This is a genomic window from Sporomusa sp. 246TCP1, from assembly GCF_057319775.1.
Map to the genome: position 1 here is coordinate 5,232,294 of NZ_CM170492.1, position 14,441 is coordinate 5,246,734.

General features: G+C 43.1%; 11 protein-coding genes and 2 pseudogenes. 7 read left to right on the forward strand and 6 right to left on the reverse strand.

The window, feature by feature from the left end; all coding sequences use genetic code 11:
* Positions 1-122 precede the first annotated feature (122 nt).
* The 6 genes and pseudogenes from AC1ECB_RS24705 to AC1ECB_RS24730 all read right to left on the reverse strand — a co-directional run bounded on the left by AC1ECB_RS24705 (position 123) and on the right by AC1ECB_RS24730 (position 6,109).
* Positions 123-488 carry a P-II family nitrogen regulator gene (locus tag AC1ECB_RS24705; RefSeq protein ID WP_485666275.1) on the reverse strand — a complete coding sequence of 122 codons (366 nt, stop codon included), beginning with the start codon at positions 486-488 and terminating at the stop codon, positions 123-125.
* A 79-nt stretch (positions 489-567) separates the two neighbouring features.
* The gene (locus AC1ECB_RS24710) at positions 568-1,881 is read right to left on the reverse strand and encodes an ammonium transporter (protein ID WP_485666276.1); all 1,314 of its coding nucleotides are present in this window, start codon (positions 1,879-1,881) and stop codon (positions 568-570) included.
* 260 nt (positions 1,882-2,141) lie between these two features.
* A pseudogene (mtbB, locus tag AC1ECB_RS24715) lies at positions 2,142-3,560 on the reverse strand ([dimethylamine--corrinoid protein] Co-methyltransferase).
* Positions 3,561-3,571: 11 nt separating this feature from the next.
* A complete protein-coding gene (locus AC1ECB_RS24720; RefSeq protein ID WP_485666277.1) occupies positions 3,572-4,222 on the reverse strand; it encodes a cobalamin B12-binding domain-containing protein in 651 nt (216 codons plus the stop codon).
* A gap of 61 nt (positions 4,223-4,283) precedes the next feature.
* Complete coding sequence (locus AC1ECB_RS24725) at positions 4,284-4,652, reverse strand: P-II family nitrogen regulator (protein ID WP_485666278.1); 369 nt, start codon at positions 4,650-4,652, stop codon at positions 4,284-4,286.
* 32 nt (positions 4,653-4,684) lie between these two features.
* Positions 4,685-6,109 (reverse strand): ammonium transporter, encoded by a 1,425-nt coding sequence (locus AC1ECB_RS24730; protein ID WP_485666279.1) that lies wholly within the window; start codon positions 6,107-6,109, stop codon positions 4,685-4,687.
* Positions 6,110-6,817: 708 nt separating this feature from the next.
* On the opposite strand from AC1ECB_RS24730, the gene AC1ECB_RS24735 reads away from it, so the two are divergent.
* The 7 genes and pseudogenes from AC1ECB_RS24735 (at position 6,818) to pylSc (ending at position 14,441) form a co-directional block, all read left to right on the forward strand.
* The gene (locus AC1ECB_RS24735; RefSeq protein ID WP_485666280.1) at positions 6,818-7,513 is read left to right on the forward strand and encodes a corrinoid protein; all 696 of its coding nucleotides are present in this window, start codon (positions 6,818-6,820) and stop codon (positions 7,511-7,513) included.
* A gap of 105 nt (positions 7,514-7,618) precedes the next feature.
* The gene (locus AC1ECB_RS24740) at positions 7,619-8,113 is read left to right on the forward strand and encodes a helix-turn-helix domain-containing protein (protein WP_485666281.1); all 495 of its coding nucleotides are present in this window, start codon (positions 7,619-7,621) and stop codon (positions 8,111-8,113) included.
* 413 nt (positions 8,114-8,526) lie between these two features.
* The gene (locus tag AC1ECB_RS24745) at positions 8,527-9,186 is read left to right on the forward strand and encodes a corrinoid protein (RefSeq protein ID WP_485666282.1); all 660 of its coding nucleotides are present in this window, start codon (positions 8,527-8,529) and stop codon (positions 9,184-9,186) included.
* Positions 9,187-9,191: 5 nt separating this feature from the next.
* Positions 9,192-10,583: pseudogene (locus tag AC1ECB_RS24750) on the forward strand (monomethylamine:corrinoid methyltransferase).
* Between the two features lie 165 nt (positions 10,584-10,748).
* On the forward strand, positions 10,749-12,662 hold the full coding sequence (locus AC1ECB_RS24755) for an ASKHA domain-containing protein (RefSeq protein WP_485666283.1): 1,914 nt from the start codon (positions 10,749-10,751) through the stop codon (positions 12,660-12,662).
* A 40-nt stretch (positions 12,663-12,702) separates the two neighbouring features.
* The gene (locus tag AC1ECB_RS24760; protein WP_485666284.1) at positions 12,703-13,578 is read left to right on the forward strand and encodes a uroporphyrinogen decarboxylase family protein; all 876 of its coding nucleotides are present in this window, start codon (positions 12,703-12,705) and stop codon (positions 13,576-13,578) included.
* Between the two features lie 29 nt (positions 13,579-13,607).
* Positions 13,608-14,441, forward strand: coding sequence for a pyrrolysine--tRNA(Pyl) ligase large subunit (gene pylSc, locus AC1ECB_RS24765; RefSeq protein ID WP_485666285.1), 834 nt, complete (start codon positions 13,608-13,610; stop codon positions 14,439-14,441).

The window sequence follows — 14,441 nt, forward strand, 5'->3', positions numbered from 1 at the left end:
AGCTGTACAGAGAAGGCAAAACCTTCAGTGAGCAGAAGGCATTGCTTTCAGGTATCATAAGAATATAATGGTAAAACAAAGAGCCACTTGCTTCTTGCTGCAGGTGGCTCTTTGTTTGGTGATTATGTGTTTTTGGGATCCATAATGGCAATATCGCCCTCTTCGCCTGTACGAATCCGTACTGCGTTGGCAACCGGGTAGACGAAAATTTTACCATCGCCCATCTTGCCTGTTTGGCAAGCTGTTTTTGCCGCGTCGATAACCCGCTCTACCGGAACTTCGCAGACCACGATTTCAACTTTAACCTTTGGTACCAAATTAACGTCATATTCTTGACCGCGATAAATTTCTTTATGTCCTTTACTAAGGCCACAGCCATATACTTGGGTAACCGTCATGCCGGCTACATTAATTTTATTCATGGCCTCTTTTAGGGTGTCTAACTTCTCCGGGCGGGTAACAATTTCAATTTTGGTTATAGGCTGCATAGTTTTCCCTCCTTAATCAAACTGACGTGAGTATTATGCATATTTACGTATCAACGGTAATATTATTTTTTAAAAATAATTACAAACTTGAATAGGCGGTTTCACCATGCTGATTCAAATCCATACCTTGTTTTTCTTCTTCATCGGTTGCTCTAAGTGGAGTAAAGAAACTAATGACTTTTAGAATAAGGAACGTAGCAACCCCGGCCCAGACAATCGTTACAAGCACACCACCAAGTTGTGGGATGAGTTGTGCTGCATTGCCATAAAACAAACCATCAGTACCGGCTTTATTTACCGTAGTAGTACAAAATACACCGGTTAAAAGAGCTCCCCATATGCCGCCAACACCGTGTAAACCGAAAGCATCAAGTGCATCGTCATAACCAAGTTTTTTCTTAGCAAATATAATCGCAATATAACAAACTGGAGCCGTTAAAATTCCTATGGCAATCGAACTTAACGTGGTAACAAAACCGCAAGATGGTGTAATACCGACCAAGCCTGCAACCGCACCGGTAACTGCGCCAAGCAAAGTAACTTTACCATGGTGTAGTTTTTCAATTAGTAACCATGTCAACATACCAGCACCTGCCGCTGTGTTGGTATTCATAATAACCAATGCACTAAATCCGTTGGCTACTGTTGCACAACCACCGCAGAAAGCGAGCCAACCGAACCACAACAACCCGCCACCTAACAACATAAACGGTACATTATGCGGACGAACGCCAGATATTCCGCGACGTTTACCAATCATAAGCGCAGCTACTAATGCGGAAATACCAGAACTAATATGGACAACCGTACCGCCAGCAAAGTCAAGTGCACCCATTGCCCCGATAAAACCACCAATTGCCCATACCATATGGCATATTGGCTCATAGACTAAGGTAATCCAAGCGATCATTAGTAAAACATAAGCGCCAAATCTCATTCTACCAGCAACTGCACCACTGATAATTGCTGGCGTAATCATGACAAACACCATCTGAAACATCGAAAACAATACATGAGGAAGATTGGGTGCATAGACAGGGCTGGGATCAACACCTACGCCATTAAAGCCCCAAAACGTTGTATCACCAAAAAATCCTCCAACTGTAGGCCCAAAAGCGATAGAATAACCAAATAGTACCCATTGCACCGAGGTTATTCCCATTAAAATAACAGACATCATCAAAATATTAATCATATTTTTGGGTCTTTCCATCCCACCATAGAAAAGACCAAGTGCAGGAGTCATAATCAAAACCATCGCAGTAGCAATAATCATAAAAGCTGTATCACCACTATTAATAGTAGCTGCCGCTTCTTCACTTGCAAAACTAACTGCGGGAAAGCTCATAAAAATCGTTATGGCTATTATTATATCTAGTATTTTCGTATTCATCTTTATAACCATTCCTTTCCTATCCATTTCATATGAGTGCACAGCACTGCAAAAAGAAATTATATTAGAAGTGAGCAACCTAGCCAATAGAATGAGCTAAAAAGAATAGAAGAAAAGACCCTGCTTTCTTCTATTCTTTTTACAGCTATTCATTAACCATTTTGCATTGATTTACTTTTAAGTTGATTAAGTAATGCGTTAAAAAGGGATAGAAAAGAAGGCCCTGCTTTTTTCTATTCTTTCTTACTGCGATATATTAATCACTCTGCATTAATCATGTTTTTAAATCGATTTACAGAATTAATTTCAATATCAAGAATTTTTGCGATTCTTGATTTTGCAATTAACCCAAATGCGGAATGTGGACGTGCATTTGGTTCGCCGATATTGAGTTCATTGCGAATATCACGCATAACTGCGCAATCACTCAAATCGCGTACGCTTACATTGAGTTTTTTTGCAACATACTCTTTTGCTTCTTTAATCCGCATTTTTTTTGCCATTTGTACTCGTGCAACGAGATCGCCAGCTGCTCTAATTCCACTCATGCCAGCGGATACGGCATGATTAATCGGCATTCCAAAACAATCGCCTACGCCTATCTACAATCCGTCTGCTTTTCCGATTTCTATCAATGCTTTATCCACGCGTGATCCGACATCAAGTGGTACAGAGTCTGTAATTGGCATTCCGCAGACACCCATACCAACATTAGGATGAATAGGAATTGTACTAGCTTCACTGCAAGCTTTGATAAATGTACATACTCTGGCTAGGTTCCATGGAAATGATTTACTACTGTTGGTGTTTACAGTCGGTCCAAAAATGGTTGCACCGGCTTTTTCTGCAATTTTTACTTGATTATGAGGATACATGCCTGCTAGCTTTTGGCCCTCAAATTCTAATTTACCATGCATGCCTAAAAAGAATTCACCAGCCATCCCCATTTCAATCGGAAAGTCAGGGTGCATCTGTCTGATTTGTTGGACTGCCGTAAATGCGGCTAAAGCATCTGCATCACCAGAAGCGCCTACTGTATCAAGATTTATCCCATCAGCACCAGCTTCGTACATCTTATGCGCCACAGTAACGATATCACGGACTGCCAGCTCACATGCTTTTTCTTGTGCTTCTCGAGCTTCTTGGAGTTTACCGGCAGGTAAAAGTTCTGCCCAGTTTCCAACTGGACCGTCTGGTTGTGTATAAAGACCTAGATTTGGCATCGCACCATAAAATACAGGAATAATTGAATTTAGTTGGGCGTGTTCCATTGCACACTGTTCATCATGAATAATAGTTTTTATTGGTTTATAACTGTAATCTATATGTGCAAGTTCCGCTGTATCCATACACAGAATTCTTTCATCAATCATTATTCCGGTCGTACGGTCAATTGACAAACCACAACGTACAGAAACCTTTAATGTACCCTCGTCATTTGTCATGACAACTTCATCGCCAGCATCTACACAGACATTTTTGGATGGCATTGTGCAAATATCAAATAAATGATCTTCTTCAGTCTTGGTCAATGGGTCAATTTTACCTCGTGAAACAGCGTCTTGGATACCATCTTTAATTTCCTGCCTAATTTCTTCTTTGGTCATGTAAGCGCCATAACCATCGCCATAGCGCGTAAAAATTTTAGCTTCGGTGCCCATAGTTTTTAATACCCCCATCTTTAAACATTTTATAAATGTAGCAATTCAAAAGTCTTTTTCACCGCTTCTGATGCATCTTCCGCATACGCATCAGCGCCAATACGGCTTGCCCAGCGCTGTGTGCAGGGTGCACCTCCTACCATTGTTTTAATTTTTTCTTTTAAGCCATGCTTTTTTAATTGCTCTTCAAGGTCTTTTTGATGAAGAATGGTTGTTGTTAAAAGAGCACTTGTTCCAATAATATCAGCGTTTTCCTTAACCGCAACATCGATAAGTTTACTTACCGGCACATCACGACCAAGGTCGATTACTTGAAATCCTTGGCTCTTAATTAGCGAGGCTACAATTCCTTTGCCAATATCATGAATATCGCCTTCTACTGTTGCTAGTACAATTTTTCCTTGTCGCATTGCTTTTTTGCCGGAGGCTAAAGCTTGCTCATCATAGTATTTTGCTACGATTTGCATAACCTCAGCAGCTACAACTAATTCTGGTAGTGACACTTCACCGCTGCTGAAAAGATCACCTAAATTCCGCATGCTTGCACCAAATCCATTTGCTAAAATGTCTGCATAATCCAGGCCTTCGACTAAAGAACGTTTGGCAATTTCCAGAGCTCTGTCTTCATCATACTCTGTAATTGCATCAAAAGCCTCTTTGAGAATCTGTTCTCTTCCCACTCACTTAACCTCCTAAAATTTGGTAATTTCTTTTTATATCGTTACATTGGATCCTTGTAGTTTATTTGAAATTTGCAGGATCCATAATGGCGATATCTCCTTCTTCGCCTGTCCGAATTCGTACTGCATTGGTAACGGGGTATACAAAGATCTTGCCATCGCCCATTTTCCCTGTCCGGCAGGCTGTTTTTGCCGCTTCGATAACCCGTTCCACCGGAACTTCGCAAACCACAATTTCAACTTTAACCTTTGGCAGCAAATTGACCGTGTATTCTTGACCACGGTAAACTTCTTTGTGTCCTTTGCTGAGGCCGCAGCCATATACTTGCGTGACAGTCATGCCGGTAACATTAATTTTGTTCATGGCCTCTTTGAGTGCGTCCAGTTTTTCCGGACGAGTGATAATATCAACTTTGGATATTGGATTCATAATTTTCCCTCCTATTGTACTGGGCACGAAGGTTACGCCAGTGTAGTTTCTTTAACAGTTACTTCGTTACTGGAGATACTGGTTACCGGGATATTGAGCGGAGAACCTGTCATGAGATCTTGATAGGCGTAACCGCGTTCGCCGTGCTCGGTAATATCCATTCCTTGAATTTGTTGTTCATTGTCGGCTTTGATTTGCATGACTAAGCCGATGGCTTTGACAATAAGGAAGGTCATGACGGCAGCGAATATCCAGCTTGTACCTACGCCGGCAAGTTGTTTGAGAACCTGGGCGGCATTTCCATAGAATAAGCCATCGGCTCCTGCCGGATTGACTGCCGAGGAGGCAAAGAAGCCGGTAGCAATAGCGCCAAAGGTACCGCCTACACCATGCACTCCAAACGCATCTAAAGAGTCATCATAGCCTAATTTATTTTTGGCTATGGCTACAGCAAAGAAGCAAACTACACCACCGCCGAGCCCCATAATAATGGCAGACGGTACAGTAACAAAGCCAGCTGCCGGAGTGATAGCTACGAGACCGGCAATACAACCGGAAGCTGCACCGAGCAGGGTCGGTTTGCCATGATAAAGCCACTCAGCGACTACCCAGGAAACGGTAGCTGCAGAGGCGGCAACGTGAGTTGTAACGAAAGCAACAGTTGCCAGTCCGTTGGCACCAAGAGCACTGCCGGCATTAAATCCAAACCAGCCAAACCACAGCAAGGCGGCTCCTAAAACGGTCATAGGTAAATGATGGGGAGCCATTACTTCGCTGCCATAGCCCTTGCGTTTACCAACCATCAAGGCAAACACCAGGCCAGATACACCGGAGATAATGTGTACTACAGTACCGCCGGCGAAGTCAAGTACACCATATTCGCGCAACCAGCCACCGACACCCCAAACCCAGTGAGCTACAGGATCATAGACAAGCGTAGCCCAAAGTACTACAAAGGCCACGAACGCAGGAAATTTAACCCTTCCGGCAACAGAACCGGAAATAATTGCCGGAGTAATGATTGCAAATACACCTTGGAAAATCATGAAAGCTAGTTGTGGAATTGTAGCAGCGTAGTCGGGGTTAGGATCGGTGCCAACACTACTTAATCCAATCCAATCCAGACTGCCAAGTAGATGATTGATGTCCGGACCAAAGGCGAGCGAATAGCCCCAGAGAACCCATTGAACTGAAATTACACCAAGGCAAATAAAACTTTGCATTATAATACTCAATACATTCTTTGTCCGGACCATTCCTCCGTAGAAGAGTGCTAAGGCTGGAGTCATTAACATTACAAGCGCTGCGCTAATCAATACAAAAGTTGTATCGCCGGTATCAATTTTTGGTGGTTCAACAGGCGTTGCCGAAGCGTCACCTTCAGCGGCTAAAACTATTGGGGTGAAGAGCATTGTTAAAACCAGAAGTATACCCAAAAATGTGAATAATTTTTTCATATAGAATTCTCCCTCCTTAATTGTTGTAGAAAAGTATTAATTATGTGATTTTCTACGACTAAATCAAATATTTTTGTAAAACACAAATGATATCTGATGTATCATGATGTAGGATTATTATCATGGTAAGCACCTCCCTATATAAAATAGTAAAAATAGAACGTCCTGGAGAAAAAAACTCCAGGACGCCATTGTCCAGATGAAGAATAGCAATATAAAAAGGCGCTTAAGGAGGTTTTTGTTTCAAGAAACCTGAATTAAGCGCCTTTGCTTACTGAAAAACGTAATTACATCTATTAAATTTTTACCGTTATTTAATATCTGGTATATGAGATAATATTGGATATTATTTATGAATTATTCGAATCATACAGGTATAACGGTAATTAATTACTTGTTTTTTATGAAATGAATTATATCATCTTTATTTTCTAAATGCAATAGGTCTTGAATAAAAGTTTTCTAACAATAAATAACGATACTAATTTTTTTGAAAATGAAAAATATTTTCTTATTCTTTGTAGCCATTGACAGTAGTGGCTGTAATTTGTTATTATCAATCTATAGATGTTGGATTCGAGAATAATTTTAATAATTTATAGAACAAAGACGTTCTGCTGAGTATTAATTCGCAGAACGTTTTTTATATTTTTTTAATTATCATTTGGCTATGATATGAAGGGAACTAATGAATGGGGGCTTTATCTCATGCGTCCGGATAGAATTATAAAGAAGCTGAAAAAGTCGGTAGAAGAAATGGAGATAGTGTTGGTGGAGAAGGCTGCTAGGGAAGCTGTTGCCGCCGGAACTGATCCTGTTGTTGCAATTAATGAGGGTTTAGCCAGGGGGATGAGAACAGTAAGTGACTTGTTTGATGAAGGAGAGGCCTTTGTTCCGCACTTATTAGTTGCTGCTGAAGCCTTTGAAGCAGGAGTTGCAATTTTGACAGACTCAATGACTGCAGAGAACAAATTGCGGGCAGTGCAAGGTAAGGTATTAATTTTTACTGTGCAGGGCGATATTCACGATATTGGTAAGAATATTGTTAAGACTATGCTGCAGGCTAGCGGGTTTCAGGTTGTTGATCTAGGCAGAGATGTAGCTATTGAGGAGGCTATCGACAAAGCTAAAGAGTATGAGGTAGACATCATTGTGGCGGCGGCGCTTATGCGGACTACTATGCCGGCTCAGCGTGAGCTTATTCAAGCTCTTGACGAAGCAGGCATACGTGGACGGTTTAAATGTATGTTTGGAGGTTCGCCGGTATCTGCTGACTGGGTACAGAAAATTGGTGGTGACGCCTATGCCGAAACAGCTACTGATGCTGTAGTCAAAGCCAAGTTATTAATGGCTGATATTCGGGTAGCAGGTGGTTTGGCTGACGGTTACCCAGACGGGACTTGACAAATTTAGAAGAAACTGATATTATACGCCTGCATAGAGGTACGGTTGTGTTTTGCGTTCGCAGCGTGCAGTTTATCGGGAACAGCCCAAAGGAAGGTTGAGTTTATGCCTAGGGTAGCGGTCAAAATTGAATTAACAGATGAGGAAAGGGCCGAATTGGATAAGAATGTAAAAGGTCATAAGGTTGAGAAACGCCTTTATATTCGGTCAAGAATTATTCTTTTGGCGGCAGAAGGCAAGGAATGTATCGAGATTGCGGAAATGCTGGGCGTCTCGGAAAAAACCTGCCGTAAGTGGCGAAACAGGTTTGCTGAAAAGCGGCTTGATGGTATTTTTGATTTAGAAAGAAGCGGTGCGCCGGATACGTTTACGGAAGAAGAGCGCCTGGAAATTATCCGTTTGGCCTGCAGTCAGCCGGAAGAGATCAAGAATTGGACGCTGGCTTATCTGACAGAGGCGGCAAAAGAAAGAATCGGCCATTCCATTTCTATTGAAACTGTGCGGCAAATTTTGAAATCCGCAGATAGAAAAGCGGTGGTTGTTCCGCCTAACCAGCATAATATGTATATTAAAACTACCCCTGTGTCGGCCAACAAATAGTGTAGTGTTGACGCAAATTAGCGGTAACCATATAGACAACAATATATAGAGAACTTTTAAAAAGCAATGGCGCTTGTTGAAATGAGCACCATTGCTTTTTGTTTTTCAAGTCATTGCGAGGGGTGACAAAGATGTGGTAATCCCATTTGGTGTTTCAAATAAATTGATGGCGTTATAATCTAAAGCGTAATGTTTCAAAAATATAGTTATTAAAATTAAAAAAGACTTTAAAAGGGTATTGCATTTAAAAAATGATGGTGATATAATACGAAACATAGAATATCAAGTAAATACATACCGTTATAATAATAAAAATGGTAGTTGGAATTCGATTTGTAGATGGAGTTGTCGATGGTTTAAAACGGTATTTATTTATTGGATAAATTCAAAAGAATGGAGGGGAATTTTACTCAATGAGCCAAAGTGAAATTTTAGCAAAGCTGAAAACTGCAGTTGAAGAAATGGACAGCGAGCTTTCAGAAGCAGCAGCAAAAGAGGCAATTGCAGCTGGAGTGGATCCGCTTGTTGCCATTAATGACGGATTGGCGGCAGGGATGCAGACCATGAGTGACCTTTTTGATGAAGGGGAAGCCTTCGTTCCCCAATTGGTTGTAGCTGCTGAGGCCTTTGATGCGGCGGTGGCTATTCTTAAAGAGGCCATTCCCAAAGATCAACAGGATAGTGCTTGCAAAGGGAAGGTGTTACTATTTACTGTTCAAGGCGATATTCATGACATTGGTAAAAACATTGTTAAAACAATGCTTTCGGCCAGTGGTTTTGAAGTCATTGACCTTGGCAGGGATGCAAACACCGAAGAGGTTGTCAATAAAGCTAAAGAGTATAATGTTGACATTATTGCCGGAGCAGCACTTATGACAACCACTATGCCGGCCCAGCGGGATATCATTTCTATATTAAAAGAGGAAGGTATCCGCGATAAGTTTAAGTGCATGTTTGGCGGTGCGCCAGTATCTCCTGAATGGGTTGATAAAATTGGCGGCGATGCCTATGCCGAGACAGCATCTGAAGCTGTTGCAAAAGCGAAAGCCTTAATGGCTGAAATACGGGGGTGAAGTAAATGGCAATTGCCAAAGCATTGACAGTATTTGATATTTATGAAAGAGCCAAAACTGGCCCGAAAGTAGAAGAAAAGGAATGGGATTTTAAAATCATTCCACAAACGGCTGCAAAGCTAAAGAAAAAATACGGTATTAAAATGGATAAAAAACAGATTATCCCAACCGACAAAGAGCAGATTAATAAGTTGTTCCAAGCTGGTTTGGAAATGCTGGTGGAATGCGGTATCTACTGTATTGATACTAACCGGGTAATTAAGTATACCAAAGACGAGGTGCTGACAGCCATTAAGTCTGCGCCAACCCGGGCGGTATATGGCGAGGGTAAACAGGCGGTAGTTATGACGCCGCGCAGCTATATGGATAAAAAAGCGCCGATTATTCAGGGTGGGCCGACCGGAGCTCCTTGTTCTGAAGAGCATTTCTTAGCCATTCATCAATCCTATGCTCAGGAACCGTTGGTTGATACTATCGTTGATGGTGTTCTTCAGACGATCAAGGGTTATGACCCGGTTCCCGGCAGTCCTTATGAAATAGCTGCTGTAAAATCAGAAGCTATTATGGTACGTGCAGCGCAAGACAGAGCTGGTCGCACCGGTATGGGGCTCTAGGGGAATGAAACCTCACTTTCACCCGCAGGAGTAATCGCAGCCGATTTTCCTGGCGGTATGAGGCCTTCTGACAGCCATGAAGTGTCCCAGCTAAATGAGCTGAAAATCGATGTAGGTGCATTGGTATTCACTGCTCATTATCAACTAGCTGGCAATCTTATCATGTGCGAGCAGATGCCTATCTATGGAGGTTATGCCGGTGGTCTGGAAGAGACAACCATCGTCGATGTAGCCACCACTATTAATGCCTTTGTTATGACAGGGGCGACCTGGCATTTGGACGGTCCGGTTCATGTGCGCTGGGGCATTACTACAGCCAGAGAGGCTCTTGCTGTAGCCGGTCACTGCGCCATGGCAATCGAGGCCAACACCAATTTTATGTTAGGCAACCAATACTATACACTGGCAGGTCCGTGCACCGTTATGTGCCTGTTGGAAACAGCGGCGCAAGCTATAACTGATACGGCCAGCGGCCGGGAAGTATTATCCGGGGTAGCTGCCAGCAAGGGTGTGGCTACTAACTTCACCACTGGTTTAGAAGCCAGAATGATGGCTGAAGCTGCCTGGGCGGTAGCGGGAATGGAAACTGCCAAAGTAAATGAAATTTTGGATAAATTGGTAGCTACTTATGAAAAAGACTACAAAACTGCCCCCAAGGGTAAATCGTTTGAAGAATGCTACGATGTAGTCAAACTTGTCCCTACCCAGGAATATCTGGATGTATATGATGAAGCTGTTAAGATTCTTACTGGTTTAGGTCTGGATTACTGGACAGAAAAATAAAGCTGGAGGTTCCCCCTGCAGGGAATTTCACAGCCTGTGCCGGAGAAATTCTTTCAGGGGGAAATCCCCTTATAACTGGAGGGTGGATCGTAGAGATCGCATGGACTCTAAATTCATGCAGCCGGGTGCGACTCCCGGACTCTCCGCCATTTATGGAGTGAGATTATGAAAAGTACAGTTGTTTTTCAACCGGCCGGTTGCCGGGGAATGATTTCTTGTGGGAATAGTGTGCTTACTGCCGCCAGAGAATTAGGGGTAGCTATGGAAGCGCCTTGTGGTGGCGGCGCGGTCTGCGGCAAATGTAAAGTAATAATTAATGAGATGTCAAATGTATCGCCCGTAACTGAGAAAGAGAAAAAAACCCTCAGTGCTGAGGAATTGACAAATAACTATCGCTTGGCATGCAGTACGCAAATCTACGGCGATGTTTTGGTCATTGTACCACCGGAGAGCAGTTTGCTTAACCAAGTGGTGTTGGAAACTGGAACAGTACGGCCCTTTAGTATAAACCCGGCGGTAAAAAAGTATTATGTGGAACTGAATAAGCCGACTTTAGCTGATTGCCGGGATGATTTTTCCCGTTTGAAAGCGGCCATGGAAAGTCGGTTTATTCAGATTGACAAACAAATAACAATTGACTATAAGGTTCTTGGCAGTTTACCTGATGTCTTGCGGCAAAGTGACTGGAAGGTCACGGTTACGTTATGGCAGGACAGTGAGATTGTTGCTGTTGAGCCAGGAAAGGTTGCGAAGGCGTATGGCATTGCCGTTGATGTTGGCACAACAACCATAGCCGCGTATTTGTGTGAGCTTACTACAGGCATGACGATAGCTCAGGCATCGTGCATGAACAGCCAGGTTGGTTATGGCGATGATGTACTGTCGCGAATTTCCTATTGCGTAACTAATGATGATGGTCTTGCTAAACTACAGCAATTAATTATCGCTGACATTAACACCCTTGTCAGCAATTTAAGTGACAAGGCAACGATTAACCCGGAAGATATTTTGGAAATTGTACTTGTTTTTAATACGGTCATGCATCATATTGCATTACATATTAATCCCCAATATATTGGCAGTGCCCCCTTTGCCGCTGTTATTAAGGAGGCCGTGAATGTTAAAGCCCGCGAATTGGGGATAAAAATTGCCGCAAGCGGATATATTCATTGTTTGCCACTGGAAGCCGGTTTTGTTGGTGCTGACAATGTGGCGGTACTTATCGCTGAGCAGCCACATCGTCAAAGTAAGATGAGTCTAATTGTAGATATTGGGACAAATGGCGAGATTAACTTTGGTAATAGCGAAGGTGTGTTATCTGCCTCATGTGCCACTGGCCCGGCGCTCGAAGGTGCTCAAATCAAATTTGGTATGCGGGCGGCACCGGGAGCTATTGCTAAAATCAGCATCGACTCTAAAACCAAAGAACCTGAGATTGAGGTTATTGAGTCAGTTGTAGATAATAAAACTTGTTTGCCTCGTGCCAGGGGAATATGTGGTTCAGGAATAATTGACGCTGTGGCCGAGTTATTTAAAGCAGGCATTATCAGAAAGGATGGCAGTTTCAATAAAGATATTCAGTGTTCCCGCTTGCGCAAAGGGGTTACAGGAAAATTCGAATATGTGCTGGTATGGGCGGCTGAAACTGCCATTGATCAGGATATCACCATTACTCAGAAGGATATACGCGCGGTTCAGCTTGCGAAGGCGGCACTTTATGCCGGAGCCAAGATTCTTATGCAGAAAAAGGGTGTAGCGGAAGTTGAATGTATTGCGTTAGCAGGTGCTTTTGGCAGCTATATTAACAAGGTAAATGCGTTAGTCATAGGCATGATTCCCGATTGTGACCCTGCCAGTGTAGTAGCGGTAGGAAATGCCGCCGGTGAAGGCGCAAAATTGGCTCTGTGTGACAATGAAAAACGTTCCGAAGCTCAGGAAGTTGCCCGATTTGTACAGTTTGTGGAAACCGCCGCCGAACCTAATTTTCAGGAGGAATTCCTGCAGGCGATGTATTTCCCTCATGGCCGCGACCAGTTTTTGCATATTGCCGGGATAATTGATAAGATTCCCCGTTCGTAGCTAAAGGTAACTGACAAAGTCTTGGAGGAGGCAGTAATCCATGAGTAAGCCAATTCAATTTCAATGTAAGTGGGATACTGCTGAGGTGCTGCCTGACACAATACTGCGTTCGGCTGGTATTGGCTATTATCAGGCACATACCGAGCGTCAGGCGATGGCATTGGTTGCAGAAGGCAAGCGTATAGTAGACAGTGACTCGATTTGCAGGATTCCTTTTTGTGTTACGGTAGAGGCAGAAGCCCTTGGTGCTAAAGTAGTTATACCAGAGGATAATACCGGGCCAACCATAAGGGGTTATCGCTTTACCTCAATGGAGCAATTAGCTGAATTGGATGAGATTGACTTGACTTGCGGCAGAATCAATGAGGTGCTAAGCTGTATTGCCATTTTGCGAGATAGAGGTAATGTAATTGCCGTTAATGTAGAAGGCCCATTTACCATACTTGGGCTGCTTATAGACTCGATGGAGCTGTTTAAGGGGATTTGCCTACACCGCGAGTTGTTGGTCCGAACCTTACATGTTCTGGAAAAAAGTATTGTCAAATATATAGAAGCCAGTGTAGCCCAAGGTGCAACAATTATATCTTACGCAGACCCCACTGGGGCATTAGAGTTGGTAGGTCCCAAGCTGTACAGGGAATTAAGTGGTAAAAGCTCTTATAATATTCTCAAAAAATTAGAAAACAGATTGGCTGGGGCGCTGGTTCACCTATGCGGTATAAGTTCGCTTAGTTTGGAACGTGCCGGTTTTTGCACAGCTAAGCCGGTGCCAGTGCCGGAGGCACATACCTATGGTGGCAGCTTATGCCATATAGTAGCCGAGCATAAGGATGTCAGGCTGGTAGGACATAATTGTATGAAAAGTACGCCTGTTGTTCAGAAAAATCCGGTAGTGTGGCAGATTGAACTAAAGTAGGTTGGTTGTAAGTGGAGGTGCAGAAGGTAATGGTAACTTGGACAGATATTCAAAGAAAACGCTTAACGGAATTGAATGCAACCGAGGCTCAACGGCAAATGTCGTTTGCCACAGTAAAAGATAGAAATGCAAGCTTTAAGAAACTAGAGTCTATCTTAATTAGTGTTGCTAAGCTCCGCCTGGAGCAACTTCGCACCGAAAAAAAACGACCAGCACTTAGTCTGATGGAGGCCAAGCTGGTTACAGCGCTAAATGATAACGGGTTTGTGCAGGTGACTACACCCATTATTCTTGCCAAAAGTCTGCTTGCTAAAATGACTATTGATGAAGGGCATGAATTGTTTTCTCAAGTGTTTTGGCTTGATGATAAAAAATGTCTGCGCCCGATGCTTGCTCCTAATCTGTACTATATTTCTAAAGACTTAATGCGCTTATGGGAAAAGCCTGTGCGCATTTTCGAGATAGGCTCCTGTTTTCGTAAAGAGTCACAGGGAAATAACCATTTGAATGAATTTACGATGCTCAATTTAGTCGAATGGGGCCTGCCGGAGGAAACCCGGCATCAACGACTGGCTGAACTGGCAAATCTTGTAATGCAGGCAGCCGGTATTGCTAATTACCAGCTAGAGCAAACGTCTTCGGTGGTATATGGCGATACGTTGGATGTTATGCATAACGATATTGAATTAGCTTCGGGTGCTATGGGGCCGCATTTTCTTGACGGCAAATGGGGTATCGCCAGTACCTGGGTTGGGCTTGGTTTTGGTTTAGAGCGTTTAGCTATGGTTAAAGAGGGCGGTCAAAATGTGCGCAGTATGGGGAAAAGCCTGTCCTACCTGGATGGGGTGCGACTAAATATTTGA

What these genes read in the sequence shown, in the direction of transcription:
- AC1ECB_RS24705 (WP_485666275.1), bottom strand. Translation starts at nt 488, where the DNA reads ATGCAGCCTATAACCAAAATTGAAATTGTTACCCGCCCGGAGAAGTTA.
- AC1ECB_RS24710 (WP_485666276.1), bottom strand. Translation starts at nt 1,881, where the DNA reads ATGAATACGAAAATACTAGATATAATAATAGCCATAACGATTTTTATG.
- AC1ECB_RS24725 (WP_485666278.1), bottom strand. Translation starts at nt 4,652, where the DNA reads ATGAATCCAATATCCAAAGTTGATATTATCACTCGTCCGGAAAAACTG.
- AC1ECB_RS24730 (WP_485666279.1), bottom strand. Translation starts at nt 6,109, where the DNA reads ATGAAAAAATTATTCACATTTTTGGGTATACTTCTGGTTTTAACAATG.
- AC1ECB_RS24735 (WP_485666280.1), top strand. Translation starts at nt 6,818, where the DNA reads ATGCGTCCGGATAGAATTATAAAGAAGCTGAAAAAGTCGGTAGAAGAA.
- AC1ECB_RS24740 (WP_485666281.1), top strand. Translation starts at nt 7,619, where the DNA reads ATGCCTAGGGTAGCGGTCAAAATTGAATTAACAGATGAGGAAAGGGCC.
- AC1ECB_RS24745 (WP_485666282.1), top strand. Translation starts at nt 8,527, where the DNA reads ATGAGCCAAAGTGAAATTTTAGCAAAGCTGAAAACTGCAGTTGAAGAA.
- AC1ECB_RS24755 (WP_485666283.1), top strand. Translation starts at nt 10,749, where the DNA reads ATGAAAAGTACAGTTGTTTTTCAACCGGCCGGTTGCCGGGGAATGATT.
- AC1ECB_RS24760 (WP_485666284.1), top strand. Translation starts at nt 12,703, where the DNA reads ATGAGTAAGCCAATTCAATTTCAATGTAAGTGGGATACTGCTGAGGTG.
- pylSc (WP_485666285.1), top strand. Translation starts at nt 13,608, where the DNA reads ATGGTAACTTGGACAGATATTCAAAGAAAACGCTTAACGGAATTGAAT.